Here is a 26056-nt window from a genome sequence, read left to right as displayed (position 1 = left end):
TAGGTATTTTAAACGTTAGCAACGTAGTGGTAAATAGAAAGAACGTATTAAAATGTATATGGGAAAGATTATTTATGGGGTGTTACTGCTACTGGTAGTGGGAGCAGGGCGACTTTGTGCAGGGCAAAACGAGTGGGAGAATCCGGAGAGGTATGAGTGGAACAAGGAAAGTCCGCATACGGTCTTCATGTGGTATGACGATGAACCGGGAGCGTTGGCTGGCGACTTCTCTAAGTCGCCGTGGCATGAATCCCTGAACGGGCGGTGGAAGTTCTCGTACGCGCCGGACATCGAGGACGCGGAAGAGGGCTTTTATAAGAAAGATTTCGATGATTCCTCTTGGGCCGATTTGGACGTCCCTTCGAATTGGGAGCTGAAAGGGTTCGGCGAACCGATTATCCGCAATATCCAGTATGTTTTTCCGGCCAACCCTCCTTACGTGGACGTGGACAATCCGGTGGGGACGTACCGTAAGGTGTTCACCGTGCCGGAAGGCTGGGACGGCCGCGAAGTCCTGTTGCATTTCGGGTCCATATCCGGTTATGCACAGGTTTTCCTGAACGGGAAAAGGATCGGGATGACCAAGGCGGCCAAGACACCGGCTGAGTTCAACGTGACGCCTTACCTTTGCGAAGGGGAGAACCTGTTGGCCGTCCGGGTGTACCGTTGGCATGACGGCAGTTACATGGAAGACCAGGATTTCTGGCGTTTGACGGGCATCGAGCGCGACGTGTACCTGCAAGCTTATCCCAAGTCGACGGTGTGGGACTTTTTCTTGCATGCCGGTTTGGACGGCCGTTACAGGGACGGCATTTTCAATGCCACGGTGGATTTGCGTGCATTTGCAGACAGTGAATCCGGAAAAGGCCAAGTAGAGATGAAACTGGTGGATAAGGCCGGTAAGACCGTATGGGCACAAAAGCGGAAGTTCGAGATGAAGGGGGAGGCGGAAACGCTCTCCTTTTCGGGGCGAATCAAGAATGTGGCCAAATGGACAGCCGAGACTCCCGAACTTTACGACTGCATCCTGACCTTGCGGGACGGGGAGGGGAATACGTCGGTGACGGCCTGCAAGACCGGATTCCGGAAGATAGAAATAAAAAATGCCAAGTTGATGGTAAACGGGACGCCCGTATATATAAAAGGTGTCAACCGCCACGAGCATAGCGACACCTTAGGCCATGTGCAGACGCGCGACTTGATATTGGACGACCTGAAACAAATGAAACGCTTGAACATCAACGCCATCCGGACTTGCCATTATCCCAACCATCCGGACTTTTATGACTTATGCGACCGCTACGGTTTCTACGTGGTGGACGAAGCTAATATAGAGAACCACGGCATGGGTTCCGTGCCTTATTTTAAGGATACCGTCAACCATCCCGCTTATCGGGAAGACTGGTATGCGGCGCACGTAGACCGTATCGACCGTATGGTGAAGAGAGACAAGAACCATCCTTGTGTCATCGGTTGGTCGTTGGGCAATGAGTGCGGTAACGGAAAGGTGTTCCATGATGAGTACAAACGGTTGAAAGCCTACGACCCTTCACGCTTTGTGCAGTTTGAACAGGCGTGGGAGGATTGGAATACGGATGTGGTCTGTCTGATGTATCCTAATATGGGAAGAATCAAGGACTACCGAGAGTCCGGCAAACAGCGTCCTTTCATCATGTGCGAATACGCTCATGCACAAGGCAATAGCAACGGAAATTTCAAGGATATATGGGATGTCATTTACGACAGTCCCAACCTCCAGGGCGGTTTCATCTGGGACTTTAAGGACCAAGGTTTCAGAATGGAGACGGAATCCCGGGACGGTAGGATTTATTGGATGTACAACGGGAAAATGGGAAGCTACAAATGGCTCGAAGACAAGCCGAGCGAGTGGAATACAGGTACGGACGGTATTCTTTCTGCCGACGGTACGCCGAAGCCGCAGGCTTGGGAAGTGAAAAAAGTGTACCAGTATATCCAATTTGAAGGAAAGGACGCTGCGCACGGGTGGATTACCGTGCGGAACCGTCACGACTTTACCAACCTGAAAGACTATGCTTTCGCTTGGGAAATATGCAGGAACGGAGAGAAGACCGCGTCGGGCACTTTCTCTGTGGATTTGCTTCCCCACGGGCAGAAAGACATCCGTTTGGACTTGCCGGAAATTCCGGATGACGGAAATGAATATTTCCTGAACCTGTATGCTTATACGAAGGCAGCGTCCGGCTTATTGCCTGCGGGCTATGAAGTGGCGAAAGAGCAGTTGAAGTTGGGTGAGGGAGATTTCTTTGCCCGTATGCCCGAGGCTTCCGGAAATCTGGAGTACAGTGTGGACGATGGCGTATTGGTTTTTGCATCGGGCGACGTGTCCGGGAAAATAGATTTGAAGAAAGGTGTCTTGTCCGATTACGCCATTCGGGGCGTGCGCCCGTTCAAGAAGTATCCGGAACCCGCTTTCTGGCGTGCTCCGGTGGACAATGATTTCGGGAACAAGATGCCGTGGACGTGCGGGGTATGGCGTACGGCCCATGTCAACCGTTACGTGAAAAACGCCACCGTGGGCGAACGGACTCCGGAGGGGCTTCCCGTGAAGGTGGAATGGATATTGACAGATATACAAGTCCCCTACACCATGGAATTTCTGGTACGCAATGACGGCTCGTTGCTGGTGAGTGGCACGATGGACATGACCGGGAAGAAATTGCCGGAACTGCCTCGGTTCGGTATGCGCATGGAGTTGGCAGGCCGGTATGAAAACCTTTGTTATTACGGGCGCGGGCCGCAGGAGAATTATATCGACCGTTGGTCGTCTGCGTTCGTCGGTCGGTATGAAGACAAAGTGGAAAACCAGTATTACCCGTATGCCCGTCCGCAAGAGACGGGGAACAAGACGGACGTGCGTTGGCTTTCCTTGTTGGACGGCGAGGGGACGGAAGTGGAAATCACGGGTGTGTCGCAACCCATTGCGTTTTCGGCCTTGCACTATGCCCCGGAAGATTTAGACCCCGGCCTGACGCGGAAGATGCAGCATACGATTGATGCGATACCGCAAAAAGATGTATTTTTGCATGTGGATCTGAAACAACGTGGGCTTGGAGGCGATAACAGTTGGGGGATGTTTCCCTACAATCCGTACCGTTTGTGGGACAAGAAATACAGTTACAGTTATCTGATTCGTTTGAAATAAAAGGCATGAATAGTAGAAAGGTATGGCTTTGGGGCTGCTTTTGCTTGATCGTCGGGTGCATGCAAGCTCGGCGGCCCGGTGAGATCCGGTCGGCTTATGTCGGAGTGGATCACGGAACGTTGTACTATGAAGAATGCGGTGAAGGGCAACCGGTCATTCTGGTACACGGTCATTCGTTAGACCATCGTATGTGGGACGGACAATTTGCAGATTTGGCACGGGATTACCGTGTTATCCGTTATGATTTGCGAGGGTACGGACTTTCATCTCCGCAAACGGAGGATTTCCAGTTCACCCATGTAGAAGATTTAGTGGCGTTGATGGATTCGTTGCATATCGAAAAGGCGCACGTCGTGGGCTTGTCGTTAGGAGGCTATATCGGTGCCGACATGTTGGGGTGGTTTCCGGAACGGATGTTATCGGCTTTCTTAGCCAGCGGAAATGTGCGCATGTCTCCGGGTCCCAGCGAACCGATGGATGCGGAGGAGGCAGCCCGGCGCGATCGTGAAATTGCGGAATTGAAGCGGAAAGGCGTAGACGTGATGAAACGGGAATGGTTCGAGGGGCTGATGAAATCCGGAGGAAGTCGGCGTGAACGGATGCGCAAGCCGCTTTGGCAGATGATTCAGGATTGGGATGCCTGGCAACCTTTACACAAGGAAGTCCGTGTCGTGGCGGGGAAGGATGCTTTTCGGCAGTTGAAAACCCGTAAGTCCGATGTGCCGGTCTTGATTGTGGAGGGAAAATCTCCGGGGAATAAGTTTCCGGAACATCCGGAAATCTTGGATTACTTGCCCAATGGCAGAATGTTGGTGCTGGAGGATTGCGGACACATGATGAACATGGAGCGTCCGGAGGAGTTCAACAAGGCTTTAAGGGAGTTTATCAGTAAGGTGGAATAAATAAACATGAAAGGTATGAAGAAAATCGGAGTTTGGATATGGGGATGCCTGTTAGGGGGCATGGTGGCCGCTTGCGGCGGCAGAAACGGAACGCACGGGGAGGAGCCGGACTTTACGGGGCTTGACTCGTTGATTCAAGGTTGGGTGGATAAAGGATATTATCCCGGTGCGGCCATTTGTGTGAAACAGGATACGGCGGTTTTGTTCCGCAAGTCATACGGTGCCGTGTCGCCGGATACTCCGGTTTATGTGGCTTCTGCCGGAAAGTGGGTAGCCGCTGCGGTGGTGGCCGCCGTGGTGGACCGGACGGAACTGTCGTGGGACGACCCGGTGGAGAAATGGCTGCCGGAGTTCAAGGGCGACCCGAAAGGCGTGATTCCTTTACGCCGGTTGTTGTCTCACACGTCGGGCATCCGGCCTTATTTGCCCGAACCCCGGGTGGACAATTACAACCATTTGGATTCGGCCGTAGCGGAAATCTTACCTTTGGACACCGTATTCACGCCTGGAACGCGGTTCGAGTATGGTGGCCTGGCCATGCAGGTGGCCGGACGCATGGCCGAGGTGGCTGCGGGGAAGGAATTTGAAACTTTGTTTCAGGAGCTTTTGGCCGGGCCTTTACGCATGACCCGTTCCCATTTCACTCCTGTCAATACGGACGGAGGCCACGCGCCTATGTTGGGCGGTGGGCTGTGTACGACGCTGAATGATTATATGAACTTTTTAGACATGATTATACATGGTGGCGTTTTCGAGGGGCAACGGATTCTTCGGGAGGCTACCGTGAAAGAAATGCAGGCAGACCAGGTGGGACGTGCCAAAGTAGCTGAAGGAGAATATGTGGAGCGTGCGCTCGGACGGCATCATCAGGGCGTTTACGGATTGGGCGAATGGCGTGAAATGGTGGACGAGAAGACCGGAGAGGCCTATCGTATCAGTTCGCCGGGATGGGCCGGAGCTTACCCTTGGATTAACTTGCGCGAGGGTGTCTATGGTTTCTTCATTGCCCATGTGACGGGCAGCAGTAGCAAACCCGACGGCTTTTCCTCTTTTTACGGCAGTCCGGTGATTGCCGATAAAGTTTCTGCCGCAATTTCTAAAAAAAGTGGGAATACGGTTAAGTAGTTTGCCGTTCTCAAACGTATAAGATAATGAAAGCAGTTAGTTAATATTGAAATTAGGTTAATGTGGTTTCTGGATATTAGGTTTGCTTAAGGAGGAAGGTTGTTTTCAGGATATTCGTTTTTCATCTTAAAGATTCTCATGGATATGGCAAAAATCACGTGGCTTTCTCTTGCTTTCTGTGGGTGGACCGTTGTAGCTTCCGCTCAAAATATGACCGACTTGGCTGTAATGAATGACAAATCGGCCGACCGTCAGGTGTTGAATATCGGGACGAATCCGCCTATTGCGGATACAGTCTTCCTGCATCCCGACCGTATACGTTACGACCATCGTTGCTTCCAGATAGAAGGAAAGGACGTTTTCATTTTCAGCGGTTCTTTCCATTATTTCCGGGTGCCCCGTCCGCTGTGGGCCGATCGCTTCCGAAAACTGAAGGCTGCGGGTTTCAATTGTGTGGAGACCTACGTCCCTTGGAACTGGCACGAGCGGAATATGCCCCGTTCCGTCCAGGACGATTCGCAAATCGACTTGGGGGATTTGGAGGCGTTCTTGCAGATGGCCGAGGATTTCGGGCTTTATGTGATTCTGCGTCCCGGACCTTATATCTGTGCGGAATGGAGCGGAGGCGGTTTCCCCCAGTGGTTGATGCGCAAGAAACCGGAAGAGACGGCTTATAAGGTCTGGCTGCAAAGCGACGATCCTGAATTTATGCGTTGGAACGAACACTGGTATCGGGCCGTGTGCCGTGTGGCAGCCCCGTATCAGTTGACTGAAAAGCCGGTAGGCGGGAAGGGGATTATCCTCTTTCAGGTGGAGAACGAGTTTAACCGTGTGAACTGGTTTCCGAAAGAAGCCAAGCGCGGTTATTTGGAACAATTGGCCGGAATCGCCCGCAAGTATGGCATTGAAGTACCCGTTATCACTTGTTGGACGGATGAATCGCGGAATATGGGCGAAGGAGTGCTGAACGGAGTGGTCGATATGGTGAACAGTTACCCCCGTTGGCAAGTGGAGAAGAATTTCGGACGGTTGGTTAATTTGCAGATGAAGACACAGCCCGGGAAACCTCTGGTCTCTGGGGAATTGCAAGGAGGATGGTGCTGCGAGTTAGGGTGGCCGTTGAGTTGGGAACAGGACGGTTTGCCACCGGTGCAGACCCAAAACCTCACGCTTTATGCCTTGGAACGCGGTTTCGGCGCATTGAACTTTTATATGGTCGTGGGAGGGACGAACTTCGACGACTGGGCGGCCCGGCAGCAAATCACTTCCTACGACTATGCTGCCGCTATCGGTGAGGGAGGCATGACGAACGAGCGTTACCGCCGTTTCCGGGGGCTGTCGGCTTTTATCCGTGAGCACGGCACGCGCATAGCCCGTGCGGATTTGGACTACGTGCCTTATACTTCTACCGATACCGATGTGAAATTGGCCGTGAGAACTACTCCGGACGGCGACCGTTATTTCTTCATACGTACCGAGGAGCGTTCACGTCAGCACTTCGGTACGATATATACTCAGGGACTTGCGTTAGACTTTGCGTTGGAACCTTTCGGAGCGATGGTATATTATTTGCCGTCGGGTGCAGGGAAGGGGACATGGTATCCCCGTCTGCCCGAGCCGCAGGTATGTGACATGCGGCCTTTGCCTTCGGTGGAACTGAAACAGGAGGGGATGATGGAAGACCCTTTGCCGGTGGAATGGACACGGTTGCGGGACGGTGAAACCGTAGACAACGACGGTATTTACGGACGGCATTTCATTTACTACCGTACGTCAGCCTACCGGGGCTGTATGCTCGAAGTCGGACGGGTTGGGAAGAGTGTCATGAACCGTTCGGCGGCCGATACCGTTTTGGTGGCGGTCGATGGCAAATTGGTACCCATTGACAGGGAGACACCGGAAAAGGCATATTATCGTATTCCCGGAGATTCGGCCAGCCGACAAAAAACAGATGTCTTGTTGTTGTTTGAGAACAGAGGCTTGCATCATCATACGAATGCTGCCGTCGAAGCGCATTGGAAGATAGGTCCGGCTTTTGTTCGCAGCCGGGGCGAAGATTTGCCTTTGCGATATGCTTATACGGAAAAGGCCTGTGGAGAACGGTGGTCGGCCGGAGGCGATTGGCCCCACCTGATTTCCGTTTCGCAATCGGAGAATCCTTTGTTGAAATGGCACTTCTACTCTTTCGAGACCGTGGGCGACCGGGATGACGTGCTTTACTTCCTGCGTCTGGAACATGCTGGAAACGGATTTGTCTATGTTAACGGCCATTGTATCGGACGCTGCTATCAGGAGGGGCCGCAACGTGAATACTACATACCGGAATGCTGGTTGCATCAAGACCGTCCGAACCGTGTGGCGGTGAGTTTGAGGCCGTGTTCCCAAGGAAATGCCGTGGAATCTGCGTTAATTATATTAAAAAACAGAACTCCAGACAGGTAATTTGTGCCGTATGACCGTATATATAAATGTTGAACGTACGGTCTGACGACGGTGGAGAAAGCTTTTTTGTCCTATATCCGTTAAGGATTGTCCTATTGCTGTAAGGAATAAAGACCGTATCTTTGCCGAAAATAAAAATATGATATGCGAATGAAAAGATTTTTAATATTCTCTTTGGCCGTCGGATTCGGCTGGGGACTTCAAGCTCAGGTGACGGAACGCGAACGACCGTCAGAGTGGAAAAACTTGGTGGAAGGGGCACGTTTTATGGACCGCCTCCAGCCGATGAAAGGCGAAATGCTGTCTTCCGATGTGTGGGGAGCGGATAGTGTGCGTCCGCGTCTGGTAGATAACGGCATTGAGTTGCCGGAGACTTCTTTTTGGGGAGGGAATATCCTGCAAACTTCAGACGGTAAGTACCATCTGTTTGTGTGCGGTTGGCCGGAGAATTCGCCCGAAGGGCACATGTTTTGGCGTAACTCTACGGTGTTCCATGCGGTCGGTGACAAACTGGAAGGCCCGTACGCTATCAGCGATACGATAGGCAGGGGGCATAACCCCGAGGCTTTCCGTTTGCAGGACGGACGTGTGGTGATATATGTCATCGACGGATATTATATCGCTCCCTCGGAGAACGGTCCTTGGCGTTACGGCCGTTTTCATTTCGACGCACGCAGCCGGAGGATTGTCGAAGGGCTGTCCAACCTGACGTTCGCCCGCAGGGAGGACGGTTCCTATCTGATGGTGTGTCGTGGCGGAGGTGTTTGGGTCAGTCGTGACGGGCTTTCTCCGTACGAGCAGTTGACCGACCGTAGCGTATATCCTCCGGTAGAAGGCCGGTTTGAAGACCCGGTAGTGTGGCGCGACCATCTGCAATACCATCTGATTGTCAACGATTGGTTGGGGCGCATTGCCTACTACCAACGTTCGAAAGACGGTTTGCATTGGGTGACGGAACAGGGAGAGGCCTACATGCCCGGAGTGTCTGTCCATCCGGACGGACAGGTGGAGCATTGGTTCAAGTACGAACGTCTGAAGGTGTTTCAGGACAGCCTGGGGCGTGCGGTCCAGGCGAACTTTGCCGTGATCGACACCATCAAGTGGGAAGATCAGCCGAATGATAACCATAGTTCCAAGAATATTTGTATTCCTCTGAATAAAGGAGTGTTGCTGGAAGTGTTGAACCGCGATACAATTACGGCGGACACGAAAACCATAGAAGTGAGAATCAGGGCGGAAAAGGACTTCGACCCGCAAAAGGACGTTGACGTAAAATCTTTGCGTTTCGGCGCGTTTTCGGAGGTGAATTTCGGACGGGGATGCAAGGCCATCCGGTCGCATAAGGTCGGGAAGGATTTGATTGTAGAGTTCGACGGGGCCGGGAACGGTATGCAGCCGGACGAGTTTGCGCCCAAGTTGTTGGGACGCGATAAAAAGGGGCGGTTACTGTACGGCTATGCTTCCTTGCCTTACGTGGATTACCATCCGGCCATGCTTTCGGCTGCTTATCCGATGTATGACAAAGAAGGGAAGGCGCTGACATTGGAAGTGAAGAATTACGGTTTGTCGTCGTCCGCTCCGTCGCAAATTGTGGTTGAGGCCGGGGGGAGAAAGTTGGCCGAGGGGCAAATCGCGCCTCTCGCCCCTTACGCCACGGCGGCCCTGCGTCTGGATTCGGATTTCGTGCCGACGGAAAAAGAATTGTCAGACTTGACGGTCACTTTCTATACCGACGGGAAAGAGACCGGGCGGAACAAATTGAATTATTAGGAGGAATAGAGTACCATGAGGACATGGTTGAAATGGCTTAATGTCGTGTGGCTGTGGGCGATGGTTCCGGCTTTGTATGCCGGGAATACCTCACGGGAAGTATTGAACCTCAATCCGTCTTGGAAATATTCGAGGGGGGATGATGCCGGGGCAGCGCGGCCTGCATACGATGATTCCGCTTGGGAGCGTGTCGGGTTGCCCCATTCCTTCAGCATTCCTTATTTTATGAGTAAGGATTTTTATGTAGGCTATGGTTGGTATCGCAGGGAGGTGGATTTGACCGCGAAGCAGTTGAAAAAGAAAATCTTCTTGGAGTTCGACGGGGTATTCCAGGAGGCAGAAGTCTTTGTCAACGGTGTCCGTGCCGGAAGCCACGTAGGCGGTTATACGGGCTTCTCCATTGATATCACCCTCCAAGCCCGGAAAGGCCGGAATGTGATAGCCGTAAGGGTGAACAACCTGTGGCATCCCGACCGTGCTCCGCGAGCCGGTGAGCATGTGTTCAGCGGCGGTATCTACCGGAACGTCCGGTTGGTATTGAAATCACCGGCTTATATCGATTGGTACGGAACCAGTGTCACCACACCGGATTTGGCGCAGAACGACGGGCGGAGTTCTACCGTGCGCGTCGTGACCGACCTTTGCAACGCGACCGGAAGTGAGGCCACGTTCCGGTTGCAGACCGACGTGGTAGATGCCGAAGGGCGCACGGTAGCCTCAGTGACTGATGATTATAAAATAGCGTCGGGTGCATCCGTGCAGGCCGACCAGACGACACCCACTGTGGAGCAGCCTATATGTTGGTCGCCCGAACAGCCTTATTTATATAAGGTGGTCAGCACGCTGTCGCGGAAAGGCCGGATGCTCGACCGTACAGAGACGGTTTTGGGATTCCGATGGATGGAGTGGACGGCAGACAAAGGCTTCTTCCTGAATGGCAAGCACCTCTATTTGCGAGGGGCTAATGTACATCAGGATCATGCCGGATGGGGCGATGCCGTGACCGAAGCCGGCATGTGGCGTGACGTGCGTATGATGAAAGAAGCCGGATTCAACTTCATTCGTGGCTCCCATTATCCGCATTCCCCGGCTTTTGTCGAGGCTTGCGACCGCGAGGGCATGCTCTTCTGGTCGGAAAATGCCTTTTGGGGTATCGGCGGTTTCCGGGCGGACGGGTACTGGAATGCCAGTGCTTATCCGGTGGAAGCAGAAGGTCGTGCCGGATTCGACCGCAGTGTGAAAACGCAGTTGGCCGAGATGATACGAATCCATCGCAACCATCCTTCTATTATTGCGTGGAGCATGTGTAACGAAGCGTTCTTCTCTGCGCCCGCTGCGATGGACGGTGTCCGCGCGTTGCTGAAGGTATGCGTGGCCCTGTCCCGGCAGCTCGACCCGACGCGTCCGGCAGCCATCGGCGGCGCACAGCGTCCGTTAGGCAAGGACCGGATAGACCTGTTGGGCGATATTGCCGGATATAACGGCGACGGTGGCACTATACTTGATTTCCAACAGCCAGGCATTCCGAGCATGGTGGCCGAATATGGGAGTGTGAGTGCCGACCGGCCGGGTAAATTTGCTCCCGGATGGGGGGAATTGCAGAAGAACGGAGCTTATAAAGGATTGCCGTGGAGGAGCGGGCAAGCTGTGTGGTGCGGTTTCGACCACGGCAGTATCGCTGGAAGTACTTTAGGCAAGATGGGCATCGTGGATTATTTCCGTATTCCCAAACGTGCATGGTATTGGTACCGCAAAGCGTACCGTGGCGTGGAGCCGCCGACGTGGCCGGTGGAAGGAAAGGCGGAGCGTCTGGTACTGACATCGGACAAACGCGAGGGCGTGCGTACGGACGGGACGGACGATGTCATGTTGCAGGTGGGAGTGCAAGACGCTGCGGGGCGTGATTTGTCCGACAATCCCACGGTGACGCTGACCGTAGTGTCCGGTCCCGGTGAGTTTCCCACGGGGCGTAGCATCACTTTCAGTGCAGACAGCGACATCCGTATGGCCGACGGTAAGGCTGCGATAGAGTTCCGGGCATACGAAGCCGGTACGGCTGTGGTCGAGGCCCGCGCCGAAGGATTGCCGCCGGTGCGTATTGAAATCGGTTTCGTGGGAGATTGCCCCTATCGCGAAGGAGTTACCCCTGTGGTGAAAGAGCGTCCTTACGTGAGGTATGTCCGCGAGACGGAAAAAGAGATACTTACTTTCGGTAGGAACAATCCGACTTTTGCCAGTAGTCAGTCGGAGGGGCGGGCTTCCGGACAGGGTGCCGACGGCAATCCCTCTACTTATTGGCAGGCTGCTGCCGACGACCCGTCGCCTTGGTGGATGTCCGATACGGAAAAGGGGTTGCTCTTGCGCCGTATTAAAGTGACTTTCCCTCGCGCGGCAACCTATCGTTACCGGATAGAAGTGTCTTCCGATAAGGAACATTGGCAGAAAGTGGCGGAAAACAGCCCGTCTCCGAAGGTAGAGAACGTTCGGGTGGTGGAGTTTCCTGTAGAAGCACCGACCGTCAAAGCGCGTTTCGTGCGAGTGAGTTTCAAGGACAACACTGACGGACTTCCTGCGGCAGTGTCCGAGATAGAAATCACCGGTGTGGTGGCGGACTGAGACGCTCAAAATACTTTTTAAGGTCGGCAAAGCCGACCTTTTATTCTTTTTAACAGAATCGGGTGCGTATTTTGGCAGACTGAAACGTATATAGAAATAAAGAATAGGTTGTTTTTCATGTATTAGGTTTAGAGAATTAGGTTAATGTAAGGATTTAGGTGTCGGTTTTGTTTGAGGTAAAAAGTTTGTTCTAAGGATAGTATAAGGTCTGTTTTTATAGAATTGTATATGAGAAGAATATTGTTGTTGCTCGTTATTTTGAACTCTTTTTATATTATGGCCGTAGAACGGGAACCGGATGGGTTGGACTGTTATAATGTAGTATGGGACGCCCCGTCTCGTAATGCATTAGAGTCTATGCCGTGCGGCGCAGGAGATATTGGGATGAACGTATGGGTGGAAGATGGGGATTTACTGGTTTATTTGAGTAGGAGTGGGACATTCGACGAATTGAACTCATTCCCGAAGTTGGGGCGACTGCGCATATCTTTGTCTCCCAATCTTTTTAAAGATTCCAATGTATTCCGACAGGAACTTAAATTAAAGGAAGGCGAGGTTGAAATCCGGGCGGAAAAAGAGGGGCAGCAAGTGATTGTCCGTTTGTGGGCGGATGTGTTCCACCCGGTGGCTCATATCGAAGTTGAAAGCAATAAGCCGTTGACGGCTTATGCCGCTTATGAAGGCTGGCGGTATGAAGAAAGAACCTTGGTAGGGAATGAGGCGGAAGTTTGCAGGACCTATAAGGGAGCACCGGTTCCGGCTGTGGTAAAGTGCGATACAGTACGGTTTGATGGTGGAGGGGTTATGTTTTACCATAGAAATTCAGGTGAGACGGCTTTTGATTTGGCTGTGCGTCAGCAAAAGTTGGAAGGCGTGAAAGGTGAGTTATGGAATCCTTTGCCTGGACTGATATACGGTGGACGTTTGTCGGGGGATGGCATGGTTGTTTACGATCAGGTATCCGGTAAATACGCTTCTACTCCGTTTCGGGCCTGGCGGTTGAAGTCTGTCCGCCCATCCAAAAAGCACCATATTCAGGTGGTATTTCATACACAGAAAAGAGGGACTGAAAAAGATTGGAAAACCGGTTTGGTACAGGTGGAGCAAGAAATAGGAGAGATGCGACGCAAATCGAAAGAAAAAACGCTGGACTGGTGGAAGAAGTTTTGGGATAGGAGTTATATATATGTCAATAATGACCAAGCCGACATAAAGGACGAAAAATGGCAGGTAGGACGTAACTATCAGGTATTCCGTTATCAGTTGGCGTGTAATGCATACGGAGAGTATCCTACGAAGTTCAACGGGGGGCTGTTTACCGTAGACCCGGAGTATACAGATGCCAGGATTCTCCATACTCCCGACTTTCGGAAATGGGGAGGAGGCAGTTTTACGGCTCAAAACCAACGTTTGGTGTATTGGCCGATGTTGAAGAGTGGAGATTTTGACATGCTTCCCTCGCAGTTCGATTTTTATAAGCGTTTGTTGCCTAATGCGGAGGTGCGCTCACGGCATTATTGGGGACATGGAGGGGCATGTTTCACAGAACAAATCGAGAATTTCGGTTTGCCGGTAGGGTTCGAGTACGGTTGGAAACGCCCGAAGGAATTTGACCCCGGCCTGCAATATAATGCATGGGTAGAGTATCAATGGGATACGGTTTTTGAATTTTGTATGATGATGGTCGAGGCTTACCGTTATGCACGTATGGATGTGTCGGAATACATGCCATTGATGTTAAGCTGTTTAAGGTTCTATGACGAGCACTACCAGTATTTGAGTGCATTGCGTACGCCTAAAAAACTGGATGGCGAAGGGAAGTTGGTGTTATATCCTGCTACGGCTTTGGAGACTTATAAAATGGCCACTAATCCCATCACCACCCTTACAGCTATGGAGTGCCTGACGCAAGCTCTGCTTGAGTTGCCGGACACTTTTCTGACGGCCAGTGAGAGACGTTATTTGGAATCCCTACAGAAACGTATACCCACCCCTGTTCATTATCGGACGAAGGAGGGGCATAAGACTTTTTCGCCGGCACAGTCGTGGGAAAGGGTGAATAATATGGAATATCCCCAATTATATACAGTGTTTCCTTGGGGAGTACATCATATAGATGCTCCGGAATTAGATATTGCCCGTAACACTTGGTACTATGGTGCGGATGTTCCTGCCCAAAAGGGCTACAAGAGCTGGGAACAAAGTGCCGTCTTCTGTGCGCGTTTAGGCTTGAGGCAAGAAGCGGCAGACTTTACTATAAAGAAAATGAAGGATTCCGGGCGGAGGTTTCCTACTTGGTGGGGGCCGGGGCACGATTGGGTTCCGGATCATAATTGGGGTGGTTGCGGAATGATCGGATTGCAAGAAATGGTCATGCAGTGTTACGGAGATAAGATTTATATCGGTGCCGGATTGCCCGACGATTGGGATGTCGATTTCAAATTACATGCTCCACAGGAAACGGTTGTCGAGGGATGTATCCGCCGGGGCAAGGTGGTGCGTCTGGACGTGTATCCGGAAAACCGGATGAAGGATATCGTGGTTTGGTTGGGGAAAGATTGATAGGGATTTTCAGAAAAAGGATAAAATGAGAAAGAAAAACGTTGTATGGTTGTTGCTATGTGCTTGGACTATATATTCACATGCCGCCGAATGGCAATGGTCCGTTCCGGTTTCCAAAGTCATCGCGCCCGAGACTGGATGGCATCCGCAAGCCTTCTTGTGGATTCCGGAGAACTGCATGCAGGTCAGGGCCGTGATGATAGGCACGCACAACATGTGTGAGGAGACTTTGTTTGAGAACGAGCTGTTCCGCCGCGAGATGAAAGAGGCTGGTGTGGCATTGATATGGATTACCCCCGGATGGGACCAGCAGTGGAAAGCGGATTCGGGAAGCCCGGAAGCTTATTGGCAGATGTTGGACGATTTGGCGGAGACCAGCGGATATGGTGAGTTGAAATTTACTCCCATCATCCCGATAGGGCATTCCGCCATGGCGACCTACCCGTGGAATTTTGCGGCCTGGCATCCGGAGCGCACCTTGGCCGTGGTATCTTACCACGGAGATGCGCCGCGTACGAACCTGACCGGTTACGGACGAGAGAATCTGGAGTGGGGGCGGACGCGTAACATCGACGGTATTCCCGGCCTGATGGTAGAAGGGGAATATGAATGGTGGGAGGCTCGGGTGAATCCGGCACTGGCATTCCGTATGATGTACCCCGAAAGTTGCATTTCTTTTCTCTGCGATGCGGGGCGCGGCCATTTCGACGTGTCGGACCGTACGGCGGAATATATCGCCTTGTTTGTGAAGAAGGCATTGCAGGCACGTCTGCCCGATACGGTGGCGCAAGACCGTCCCGTGGCTTTGCGGAAAGTACGCCCACAGGACGGATGGTTGGCAGAACGCTGGCATCCCGTGCAACCCCACAGGGCGAAGCCCGCACCTTACGCGAAGTATAAAGGCGACGTGCACGATGCTTTCTGGTACTTCGACCGTGAGATGGCTGAGGCTACGGAAGAGCGTTATGCCCGGGAGAGAGGGAAAGAAATGCTGTATCTGGGGGTGGAACAGGAGGGGCGGTTGGCACCTTACAATCCCCGGTCGCATGTCAAGGTCAATGTGCCCTTCCGTCCGGAAGCCGATGGCGTGACTTTCCGCTTGAAAGCCGTCTTCACGGACAGCCTTCGTGCGTCGGTAGCGTCGCCCCGTGTGGAAGGCCGTCCCGTCATCACCCGCATCTGCGGTCCGGTGAAGAAGTTGGACGACACGACATTCGTGGTCGATTTCTACCGTATGGGGCTGGGTAATTCGCGGCGTGTGTCGGATATGTGCCTGTTGGCCAGTTACGACGGTGACGACCGTTACAAGAGCGTGGTACAGGAACTGAACGTCCGCCTTCCTTATCCTCTCACGGAGGGGCGTAGGCAATATTTGCTTTTTCCGGGCATCACGGATGTGACGGAGGGGACGGAGACCGTTCCGCTTCACGCCACGTCGGATTGCGGTTTGCCGGTGCATTATTACGTGAAAGAAGGTCCGGCCGAGGTGGAAGGGACAAATTTGCGCCTGACGCGGATTCCGCCCCGTGCCAAGTTTCCTGTGAAAGTGACGGTTGTGGCCTGGCAATACGGGTTGGCCGGACGGGTACAGACGGCTGAACCCGTGGAGCGGAGTTTTTATATCGTCCGGGAGTAGAAGGAATTTCTCCCGTGGCGACTTCCTTTTTGACATTTTGTCAATCCGTCGCGGTTTCGTTTGCCGGGGGCGTGTCCGCCTTGTTTTTAGACGGATGTCCTGTTCCGTGCTGCTGTAAATACTCAGTCGGGGTGCAGTGCTCGAACTTCTTAAACGTGGCGAAGAAGGTGGAGCGTTTGAAACCGCAGGTTTCAGAAATGGCTACGACCGTATATTGACTGTATTTCTCGCTCGCCACACGGCGTTTGAACTCCTCCACGCGGTAGAGATTGACGTAGTCGAAGAAATTCTGCCGCAGATGTTGGTTGAACATTTGCGACAGTTTGGTCGGCGTACAATCTACCATGGCGGCAAGGTCCGTAATACGCAGGTTCGGGTTGGTATAGGGTTTGTCGTTTTCCATGCAGTCTTTGACTTTTTTGTGCAAAGCCTTATATTCATTCTGGTTCATTCTCGATTTTTCATACATGGCCTGCACTTTGGCTTCCTGTGCTTCTTGCCTTTTCTTTTCCTCTTCTTCCTTTTGTTTTCTTATGGCTCGTCGGGCGGCGATTTCCAGGTCCATGATATGTTTACGTACCAGAAGATTCCTGAAGCGTATGCGTTTGTCTTTGAGAGCCTTGGCATACCATGCGAAAAATACGAGCAGGACGGCCAGTAGGGTTTCTATATAGAAAATGAGGGAAGGGCTTACCGAAATCCGCCAGGTTGTGGCGGTCTCTTCGTGTCCGGCCAGTCTGATTTTCAGGGTATGGCTCCCTAAGGAAAGCTTGTCCGGAGAGATCGTTTCCCCGTCCCTTGAAGACCGGTATTCCGCTCCGTCCAGACTCCATTCGTAATATCGTCCTTGCGGCTTGGCATAGTTCAGCAGAATGGGGACGACGGACAACGTCTGGCAGCCGAAGTTCCAGGAAAGGCTGATTTCCTGTTGTTCTAATTGTCGTTGGAAATCTTGCGGCTGGACCTCCCGGTTGGCTATGGTCATGTGGTTTAAAGCTACTTTTCCATAGATTTTTCGGTTAAGGTCGGTTTGCATTTGTGGGGTAAGGTACATCAATCCTTTCGTATTACCGAGCCAAAACACACCGTCCGGTGTTTCCTGAAATTCATTTCGGTTGAACCGCAGTGACGGGAGGTTGTCGTTTTCGTTGAATTGGCAATAGTTTTTCAGGTCCTTTTCAAAAAGGAACAATCCTTTGTCCGTCCCCATCCAGTATTTGCCCTGTCGGTTTTCGGTGATGAAAAAGATATTTCCGATGTTCAGCCGTTGGTAAAGATCCAAGGTCGTGTATTCGCTTAAATCCGATTTGGAACGGAACACTGATGTTTCGGATACGGCCAGCATATCTCCGTTCCGGCATAAGTTGAATGTAAGATTGGATTCTTTGTCGAAGAAGCCTTCGGGAAAATCCCGGGATTGTATGGTTTGAGTAAGCGGGTCATAAATGGCCAAGGAATACATGGTGCCGATCCATCCCTTGCCGGTCAGGTCGAAAAGGATGTCGCAGATGTAAGCGTTGGGGAGTTCCGAGTTGCGGCTGTGGAAATGCTTGACGATATTGAAGTCGGTATCGAAAACGAAAATACCCGTATTGCTGCATGCAAACAACCGTTGGTCTTGCAGAGGCTCTATACGGCTGAAGTTACCGTTTTTCAGGTTATCGTTGTAGTCGAGATGCCTTAATTCCAAAGTCTTAGGGTCAAGAATGCTCAAACCTTTCTCATAAGTGGCGATGACGAAGTGCCCGCCGAAGTATTGTATGTTCGTAACGATGCGTCCTCCGATTTCTTCCGAGGTAAAATAGCGGATAATGTCGCGCTTTTCCGAGACAAACCAAAGACCGTCTTGGGTTCCTATGGCTTTGTCGCCGTCGTGGATACAGAAACTGCGGACGGGCAGTCCGTCGGTGTTGAGATCTTTGTAACGATAGATTTTGAAAAGCGGATGACGGTGATAGTTGTAACAGATGCCGTCGGTGGCAAATCCGAACCAACTGATGCCGAGCGTCTTGTCGTGCCAAAAAGTATAGACGGCATTGCTCGGCAGGGGAAAGTCGGCCGTATTGGTACGATAGGTATTGACGATTTGTCTTTTGCGGGTGTCGATAATATAGGCTCCGTTCCCGTCGGTGGCTACGTACAACAAGTCTTTTCCGTCGGAGTTCAGATCGGCTATGACGGGACAGTCCAAGTCGATGTAAGGTTCGGTAGATGCCGTAGAGGGATCGAAGACGAGCAGTCCGCTGTTACGTGTACCTATATATATACGGTCACCTCCCCGGCAGATGTTGCGTAGGTTTCCCGTCAGCAGGTCTTTGCTGATTTTATACTTTTTCAGGCTTCTGTCTTTCAGGTTTAAATGAATCAGGAACTCGTCGCTGCACAGCCATGCTCCCCCTTTTCCGTCGTCCGTGATGTCGTTGACGATATTACCTTTGGAGATGACGCTATTTTCAAACTTGATGGGTTCTGCCTCTTCCGGGTTTTTATATACCCAAAGCCCGTTCGCACTCCCTATGAGGAGAGTTTGTCCTATTTTTTTGATACAGTTGACAAAGGAGATTTGGGGGCATACCTGTACACAAGTCTGTCGTTCCGGTTCTACAAGGTAAAGTCCCTTTCGGGTACCGAACATGATGTGCCCTTCATGGGTTTCCACGATATCCGTTACGGCATTGAGAGGCTTGGGGAGGTCGATGTGAAACTTGGTGAAAGAATGTCCGTCGAAACGGCAGATACCGTTGAACGTACCTATCCACATCATGTTGCGGCTGTCTTTAAAGATTTTATAGACGGTATAGTTCGGCAGCCCGTCTTGGTCGGTAAGATAGTTTTCCGTGGGTGCGGCTTTTATTGGGTGAAGAGGCAGGCCGACGAAGAGGAATCCTACAAGAATTAAAAAAGAAAAGAATCGTATCGGGTATTTTTTCATGAGTCGTCTTAAACTGTTAACGCATACAAAATTATATTTTTAAGCGAATGATTGCAAATTTTAGTGCTTTTAAATGCGTAAAATGACGCGGAAAGTATTATCTTAGTAAGGAGGAATATAGTCCGATAAGTCCGTCCAAATTCAGCGGACTGTTGAAATGGTTGATTTAGAATATTGATTTTTAGTGGAATAGACGGTTTGGTGTCTAAATACATTGCGGTGAACACTTTTGAGAATTTCTTCTGTTGTTTTTTGGTTTTTCAAACGATAATTTTGTCTTGTCCAAAAGAATCGAAAACTTAAAAAACATATAGTATCATGGAAGACTTGAAGAATACGCAAGAGATGACATTGGTAGCTGAGGCATATACCCGATACCGTACGTTGTTGGTGGCCTATGCCAATAAAAGAACCCGGAATCTGGCGGATGCCGAAGACGTGGTGCAGGAAGCTTTCATTAAAATCATCAATATGGGAGACATGGTGTATGCGGCTACCATCCGGAATCTGGCTTTTACAACCGTACAGAACCTTTTGATAGATCGCCTGCGCCGTCGGGTAGTGGTGTCGGAAGTCCATTCTTATATATACGACATCCAACCGGAATTTACCGAAGAGACAGAGTCGGCCATTCACGCGAACAGTCTGCTGCAAGCGGAATATGCTTGGACGAAGACGCTTCCCGAAGCGTGCCGGAAAGTATATTGCATGAACCGTTTCGAAGAACTGACGGCAGAAGAAATATCGAAGGAACTTCATATCAGCCGCCGTACGGTGGAGGCGCAGATACAGAAAGGGCGGAGAAGGGTGCGTCCTTATCTCAAGGCTGTAGGAGGCTTTTAACGGGAAGACAGAAGAATCATTTACCTTAAAAAGAAGATAAACATGAAAACAATGAGATTGTGGATGTGTGTGGTGTGCGGATTGTTGTTCGCGAGTGGTTTGTATGCCCGGAAAACGGAGGTATTGGATGAGATCGTTTTCGGACATTCCGCTTCAGAGAAGAAGCATGGATTTTCCGCAAAAGCCAGTCAGGTGGTAACTGGCGGCTTGGGAGAAGAGGCCCGTGTGCTGTTGCCCATACCCGGCGAAAGGGTAGAGGGAGGCCATATCACCTTTACGATGAAAGTCGATCCGGAGAAACAGAATTATTTTACGGCTCGTTTCTGGGGCTCGGACAGCGGGAACAGCAATATCCTCATCTTGTTTTGCGAGGGGAAGCAGATAGGATACCGTCATTTGGGCGACTACGACGTGTTGGACATAGCCAATGAAGATAAGCCTTATTCCGGCCGGTTCACATATGCCACGCTGCCCTTGCCCATCAGTATGACCCGAGGAAAAAAGAAAATAGAATTGAGTATCCGTTCTACCGGACGTATATTCCGCTACGGAGAAACTTTCGATGCTTATCAAAAAGTAATGGAAAAGCCGTCGAAAGCACTATATAAAGGATATACCCATACGGAGACTTGTTTCCAGCCCTCGGAGAAAGAGAAGAAGCAGATAGAAAAGAACGAACGACGGGTACGTACCGCACCGGGAGCGGAAGTCATGGAGGAGGTCAGGCAGTTCGTGAACCGTCAAATTTCAGGTTACCTGAACCAAACGGAGATAGACCAGGAAACCGCTTCGCTTTTGGCGTATGCCTATCATGAGCCGTGGACAGTGGCTTATCGGAACAAGGACGTGGGGGAGAAGGTCATCCGTACGGCCGACCGGTATTATGAGCGTTATGCCCAAAATCCCAAATCGGTGTATGACGGGTCATGGCTGACGGTGGGGCCTTTGTGTCAGGCCTTGAATTCCTTTATACCCGAAATCCGTGAGATTTGGGACGAGAAGATGCCGAACGGGAAAACGCGCCGGGAGAATTGGACGGCTATGTGCCGGGAATGTGTGGACTACGCCAAGACGCATCGTCGAAGTTATACCAACCAGAGCATGATTGTGGATTTGCATCTGTATAACGTGAACCGCATGCTTTCCATTCTGTCACCCGAAGAGGCCCTGCCCGTTTGGCAGACTTTGAAATTCATTTATGAATCCATGGGTATTGCCCCGTGGTCGGGCAGTTTGTCGGCAACGGGAGAACTGACCTGGCCTTTGGGGAAAAGCTATTACCAGTTTTCGCCGGACGGTCTGAGTAAGGAGTTGGGCTATGTGGGCGGTTACGGTGAAATCCTGAACTGGATGGTACATCTTTATGAAGTGACCGGTGAACGCGGCCTTACCGATACGCGCGACCCGCTGATTCGTGCCCAGATGCTTAAGATCATGCACACGCGCAGTCATTTCCGTTATCCGACATTGGATAATGACGGATATGCGGCCATGCGCGGCGAGTCGGTCATCGGCTGGCGTGACCATGGCTATTATCCGGCCGGTATCACTTACGGAGAACGTGGTTACCATCGTGAAGGCACGCCTATCATGGCGGCTGCGGCCACATTGGATCCTGAAGCAGTGGCATACGCCCAACAGATGATGGAAGACAACCAGTTCTTTGCCGTAGTCAAGGAGAAAATGAAAGACCGCGGATTGAATTCCACCTATACGTTGCTGCGATTGCCGGGTGAGTACGATTTGATTATGAAACAGCCGCGCCGCGAGGGTCGCCTGCCCATGTCGGACGGTATGCCGGACGCGTTGTTCTCTGACGAGGAAGTCGGCGTGGTGGCGTTGAAAAACGGGGATGAAATCTTGTACACATCTTTGTATTGGCGTGCGAACTTTGCCGTGAACTTCTTGGCACGTGTGCACTACATTACGCCGGAGTGCGACCGTGTCGCCACGGTGTTCGAGGACATCCGATACACACCGAGCGGATTTACCTATACCCGTCCCGAACGGAACAATCTTTATTTTTCGCCTGCCCGTAATTTCTATCCCGAAGTGAAGTCCGCCCATACCGGCGAGCAGTTGCCTATTGCCAAGGCACCCGAAGGCGTTCACTTTGAACCGGGGCAGGAAAGCGTATATGCCGGGAAGGGGGACTTCTACACCCTGCGTTACGGCAAGTATTTGATAGCGATGAATTGTACGCCGGACAGAACATTCGATGTGGAAGTGCCTGCGGCGAAGTCCGTGAGAGCATTTCCCTCCAAGGAGACGGTGACAGAACGCGTGTTGCAGGTGGAACCGAAATCCACGGTGGTATTGATAGTGGAATGAATGGGATAAACAAAATTCTAATACCAACTTATGATGAGAAAGATATTTTTGATTGCCATTTTATGCCTTGTGCCTTTTATCGGACAGGCGCAGGAGTTGCAGGCTCCGTTCGCACATCCCGGGTTGAATCACTCCCGTGCCGATTTGGAACGGATGAAAGAGAAAGTATTGGCTAAGGAAAAGCCTTGGATTGACGGTTGGGACGCTTTGTGCGCCTTCCGTGACGCACAGTCGGATTTCAAGGCGAGTCCCAAACCGACTATCGGAGGTACGGACGGAACCCGTCAGCGGGCATCGCGCGATGCCATGGCGGCTTATTATAACATCCTGCGTTGGTACGTTACAGGAGATGAGGCACATGCCCGATGTGCCGTGGATATATTGAATGCGTGGTCAGCCAGTGTGCAGTCTGTGGTGACGGGAGAGTTGTACATGCTTCCGGCATGCGAATTCATAGAGGCCGCCGAACTGGTCCGGCTTTATCCGGGATGGAAGGCCGAAGACGTGGAACGTTTTGAAAAGATGGCGCGAGACTACATTTATCCGGCGTGCCGGGACTTCCGAGGTGAGGCGGGGACATGGCCCGGTTGGGACGGTCCGGCCAATGTCGCTTGCCTGTACATTGGGATTTTCTTGGATGATGCGGAGATGGTGAATGATGCCATCGCCTATTACAAGACCGGCAAGGGAGGCGGTTGCATTACGGAAGGCATCGTCTTTGGCGGCCAACCGGTAGAGATGGGACGCGACCAACCCCATGCAGCCATCGGGATAGATGCGTATGTCGACCTTTGCCAGGCTTTATGGAATCAAGGGTTGGATATGTATGCCTACGAGGACAACTTGCTGTTGAAAGGCTTCGAGTATTATGCCAAGTTCAATCTCGAACATCCGGTGGACTGGACACCGATAGACTATCACGGGCATAAGTTTTACTATCCGGCTCCGTCGAACAATGCTCCTTCGTCCATGCCCAACAACCGTATCCTCGCCAATGAGGCGGTTTATCATCATTATGTAGACCGGAAAGGGCTTGATGCTCCTTATTTGCGTACGATGATGAAGTTGAAAAACGTAGATGTATTGACCGGCATGATGTACACTTATTCCGATACGACCACGGCGTATGTTTCCTATCCCGTTCCACCGGTTCCGGAGGACGTGAAAGTTACCGGTAGCATCGGGCGCATAGATTTGGATTGGGCATCGGCGGAAGGAGACGTGGCCAATGGTTATGACGTGCAACGTTCCGTTTCGCCCGACAATGGTTTTGAGACGGTAGGCAGTTGGTCCGGCAACTCCACAACGGAGTTTGCCGATAAGGACGTGGAGCCTGGGAAAACCTATTATTACAGGGTAAGGGCCAAAAACCGATCCGGCGAAAGTGCATGGAGCGAGCCGGTGAGTGGGACGGCCCAACCGGGTTCTTCCAACTCCTTGTTATCCGGATGGACGCAACAAGACATCGGGAAAGAAGAGTGGATGATAGACGGAGTCACGAAATACTCTCCCGTGAACGGGCACACCTTTGTGCTGACCGGTTCGGGACGCGACATATACAGTGCGGAGCAACCCGAGGGAAACTTTACCTATACGGCCGTGACCGGTGATTTTGAACTGGTGGCCCAGATTTACGACGGGGAGCAAGAGGGCAGTCAACTGAAGGAAAAGTTCGGACTGGCCGTGCGTGAGAATACGACCACTTCTTCTCCTAAAGTCATGTTGTGGGTCGGTGATGCCGGCACGCGTTACACGCATTTCATGTGGCGCAATACGGCGGACGGTAACGGAGATGTGGCGGGGAGCGACCACACTTGGGTACCGGTATGGCTTAAACTGGTGCGCAAAGGAAATGTTTTCGAGGCATACGTGTCCGACAGCGGTACGCGTTGGTATACCGTAGGTGCTTCGGAAATTTCTTTCCCCGACGATTGCCTCGTGGGAATGTGGGTTTGTGGCGGTGCTTATCGTCCCGAAGGATATACCGTAGGGTTCGACCATGTAGCCTTGACGTGCGGTGGAGGCACAAAGCCCTCCGTGCCGACCGATTTGGAAGCGAAGGTATTGGGCAGCACTTCGTTAAGTCTGTCTTGGAAGGCTTCGGGGCATGTGTCTTCCTTCAAACTGTGCAGGTCTACTTCTCCCAACGGGCCTTTTGAAACCGTGGCCGGAAGTTTGTCCGCCCCGTCTTATACGGACGAGGGGCTGGAACCGGGTACGACCTATTATTATAAGGTATGGGCGGCAAATGCCGTGGGGGAGAGCGAAGAGGCCGCTACGGTTTCGGCGGCTACGGAAGACCTGAGCTTGCCCGGTCGGCCGGAGGCGGCAGAAGCAAAGGCCGGTAACGGATACGTGAGCCTGACGTGGGAAGCTACGGGTGAGCGGACGGCTTACTATCAAGTCCGTCGCGGAAGCATGTTCGGCGGTCCCTATACCCTGATAGGGAGAGCCATGGAAAATCGATATACGGATCATAAGGTGGACAACGGGAAGATGTATTATTATGTGGTTTCCGCCGTGAACGCCGTAGGAGAAGGGACTTATTCGGAAGAAGCCAAAGCCTATCCGCAAGTGGGAAGTTGCCGTTATTGGCCGTTTGACGAAGCGGGAGGTACTGCGGCATCGGATGTATGGAACGGAGGAGAGGCACAGTTGGTGAACAATTCCCGTTTTGATACGGGGAAGTACGATACTGGAATTCATTTGTCCGGTGGCCATATCACGCTGCCTGCCGGAGTGACAGAGACGTGGAAGGACTTCACGTTGTCGCTTTGGGTAAAGCCCGACCGCGTGGAGGATTGGGCTCGTATCGTGGATTGCGGCACGGGGACGGATAATAACCTCTTCCTGACCATTAAGGCAGCTCAGACCGGTTGTTTGCGTTATGCCATCGTGCAAGGGACGTCGGGGGAACAGCAAATCAATACGGACTTCTGTCCGAAAGCCTCCGAATGGACGCACATCGTATTGGTGCAGCAGGGTACGACAGGCATTCTCTACGCCAATGGTGCGGAAGTGGGACGCAATGAGAACCTGACCCTTTCTCCGGCCGACTTGGGATATACCACGCGGAACTATATCGGACGTTCAGCCCATACGGCCGACCCTTATTTGCAAGGGATTGTGGATGATTTGAGAATCTACGATTGCGCTTTGGAGGCCGACCAGGTATCGGCCTTGTATCAGGCTTCCGCCCAACAGATTACTTTTTCCGGCTTGCCCGCTATGAAAGTAGGAGACGAGGAGCTCACTCCCTCGGCCATGGCCACTTCCGGCCTGTCATTGACTTTCCGGAGCAGCCGTCCTGAGGTAGCCGAAGTGGTGGACGGATGCCGTATTCGGGCCTTGTCGCCCGGGGAGGCTGAAATCACCGCCTTGCAAACGGGAAACTTGCTTTATGCGGCGGCCGCTCCCGTGTCGCAAACCCTGATGGTGGAAAAAGGTGACGGAGTGGAAAGTATTGGTTCGGGGAAAATAAAGGTAAATGTTCAACGACATGAGGGGGGCTTACATATTTCATTTTCTCAACCGGTGGAAGATGATTGTAGGGCTATGTTATTCGAAATGAATGGCGTTTTGATACGTAGTGCGATTTTGACTGGTGTAAACCATTATGAATGGGATACACACGGACTTTCTTCGGGAATATACTTATTAAAAGTAGAAAGTAGGGGAAATTTTACGATGTTGAAAATCGTTTTGTGAGGATG

At 51.8% G+C, this 26056-nt stretch carries 11 protein-coding genes and 1 pseudogene; 11 read left to right on the top strand and 1 reads right to left on the bottom strand.

Translation table 11 applies throughout. The features are described 5' to 3' along the window. Positions 1-58 precede the first annotated feature (58 nt). The 8 genes and pseudogenes from HMPREF9441_RS07925 (at position 59) to HMPREF9441_RS07890 (ending at position 16237) form a co-directional block, all read left to right on the top strand. The gene (locus HMPREF9441_RS07925; RefSeq protein ID WP_407946618.1) at positions 59-3184 is read left to right on the top strand and encodes a glycoside hydrolase family 2 TIM barrel-domain containing protein; all 3126 of its coding nucleotides are present in this window, start codon (positions 59-61) and stop codon (positions 3182-3184) included. A 110-nt stretch (positions 3185-3294) separates the two neighbouring features. Further along, positions 3295-4086, top strand: a pseudogene (locus HMPREF9441_RS07920) (alpha/beta fold hydrolase); the annotation flags it as partial. A gap of 15 nt (positions 4087-4101) precedes the next feature. After that, entirely contained in the window at positions 4102-5211 is a 1110-nt protein-coding gene (locus HMPREF9441_RS07915; protein ID WP_172634927.1) for a serine hydrolase domain-containing protein, read from the top strand. A gap of 144 nt (positions 5212-5355) precedes the next feature. After that, a complete protein-coding gene (locus tag HMPREF9441_RS07910) occupies positions 5356-7653 on the top strand; it encodes a glycoside hydrolase family 35 protein (RefSeq protein WP_407946617.1) in 2298 nt (765 codons plus the stop codon). 150 nt (positions 7654-7803) lie between these two features. Next, positions 7804-9423 carry a glycoside hydrolase family protein gene (locus tag HMPREF9441_RS07905; protein WP_008619982.1) on the top strand — a complete coding sequence of 540 codons (1620 nt, stop codon included), beginning with the start codon at positions 7804-7806 and terminating at the stop codon, positions 9421-9423. Between the two features lie 15 nt (positions 9424-9438). Next, positions 9439-12039 (top strand): glycoside hydrolase family 2 protein, encoded by a 2601-nt coding sequence (locus tag HMPREF9441_RS07900; protein WP_008619980.1) that lies wholly within the window; start codon positions 9439-9441, stop codon positions 12037-12039. 228 nt (positions 12040-12267) lie between these two features. Further along, complete coding sequence (locus HMPREF9441_RS07895; protein WP_008619972.1) at positions 12268-14601, top strand: DUF5703 domain-containing protein; 2334 nt, start codon at positions 12268-12270, stop codon at positions 14599-14601. Between the two features lie 25 nt (positions 14602-14626). Continuing rightward, on the top strand, positions 14627-16237 hold the full coding sequence (locus HMPREF9441_RS07890; RefSeq protein WP_008619970.1) for a hypothetical protein: 1611 nt from the start codon (positions 14627-14629) through the stop codon (positions 16235-16237). 40 nt (positions 16238-16277) lie between these two features. Here the strand turns inward: HMPREF9441_RS07890 and HMPREF9441_RS07885 are convergent, their stop codons facing one another. Next, a complete protein-coding gene (locus HMPREF9441_RS07885) occupies positions 16278-19169 on the bottom strand; it encodes an AraC family transcriptional regulator (protein ID WP_008619968.1) in 2892 nt (963 codons plus the stop codon). 318 nt (positions 19170-19487) lie between these two features. Here HMPREF9441_RS07885 and HMPREF9441_RS07880 point away from each other — a divergent pair, with 318 nt between their 5' ends. From HMPREF9441_RS07880 to HMPREF9441_RS07870, 3 genes are read left to right on the top strand one after another with little or no spacing between them, the layout of a single operon-like run. After that, a complete protein-coding gene (locus HMPREF9441_RS07880; protein ID WP_008619965.1) occupies positions 19488-20012 on the top strand; it encodes a sigma-70 family RNA polymerase sigma factor in 525 nt (174 codons plus the stop codon). 42 nt (positions 20013-20054) lie between these two features. Continuing rightward, positions 20055-22343: a hypothetical protein gene (locus HMPREF9441_RS07875; RefSeq protein WP_008619964.1), complete on the top strand. Its 2289-nt coding sequence runs from the start codon at positions 20055-20057 to the stop codon at positions 22341-22343. Between the two features lie 33 nt (positions 22344-22376). Beyond that, a complete protein-coding gene (locus HMPREF9441_RS07870) occupies positions 22377-26051 on the top strand; it encodes a LamG-like jellyroll fold domain-containing protein (protein WP_244949688.1) in 3675 nt (1224 codons plus the stop codon). Positions 26052-26056 lie beyond the last annotated feature (5 nt).

The organism is Paraprevotella clara YIT 11840, from assembly GCF_000233955.1.
In the GTDB taxonomy this organism is placed as follows: domain Bacteria; phylum Bacteroidota; class Bacteroidia; order Bacteroidales; family Bacteroidaceae; genus Paraprevotella; species Paraprevotella clara.
Note: the sequence above shows the minus strand (reverse complement) of the source record. Positions and strands in the feature narration are given on the sequence as shown.

Excerpts from the sequence above, each read along its gene's own strand:
- HMPREF9441_RS07900 (WP_008619980.1), top strand. The coding sequence starts at position 9,439 with ATGAGGACATGGTTGAAATGGCTTAATGTCGTGTGGCTGTGGGCGATG.
- HMPREF9441_RS07925 (WP_407946618.1), top strand. The coding sequence starts at position 59 with ATGGGAAAGATTATTTATGGGGTGTTACTGCTACTGGTAGTGGGAGCA.
- HMPREF9441_RS07910 (WP_407946617.1), top strand. The coding sequence starts at position 5,356 with ATGGCAAAAATCACGTGGCTTTCTCTTGCTTTCTGTGGGTGGACCGTT.
- HMPREF9441_RS07875 (WP_008619964.1), top strand. The coding sequence starts at position 20,055 with ATGAAAACAATGAGATTGTGGATGTGTGTGGTGTGCGGATTGTTGTTC.
- HMPREF9441_RS07880 (WP_008619965.1), top strand. The coding sequence starts at position 19,488 with ATGGAAGACTTGAAGAATACGCAAGAGATGACATTGGTAGCTGAGGCA.
- HMPREF9441_RS07890 (WP_008619970.1), top strand. The coding sequence starts at position 14,627 with ATGAGAAAGAAAAACGTTGTATGGTTGTTGCTATGTGCTTGGACTATA.
- HMPREF9441_RS07885 (WP_008619968.1), bottom strand. The coding sequence starts at position 19,169 with ATGAAAAAATACCCGATACGATTCTTTTCTTTTTTAATTCTTGTAGGA.
- HMPREF9441_RS07870 (WP_244949688.1), top strand. The coding sequence starts at position 22,377 with ATGAGAAAGATATTTTTGATTGCCATTTTATGCCTTGTGCCTTTTATC.
- HMPREF9441_RS07895 (WP_008619972.1), top strand. The coding sequence starts at position 12,268 with ATGAGAAGAATATTGTTGTTGCTCGTTATTTTGAACTCTTTTTATATT.
- HMPREF9441_RS07915 (WP_172634927.1), top strand. The coding sequence starts at position 4,102 with ATGAAGAAAATCGGAGTTTGGATATGGGGATGCCTGTTAGGGGGCATG.
- HMPREF9441_RS07905 (WP_008619982.1), top strand. The coding sequence starts at position 7,804 with ATGAAAAGATTTTTAATATTCTCTTTGGCCGTCGGATTCGGCTGGGGA.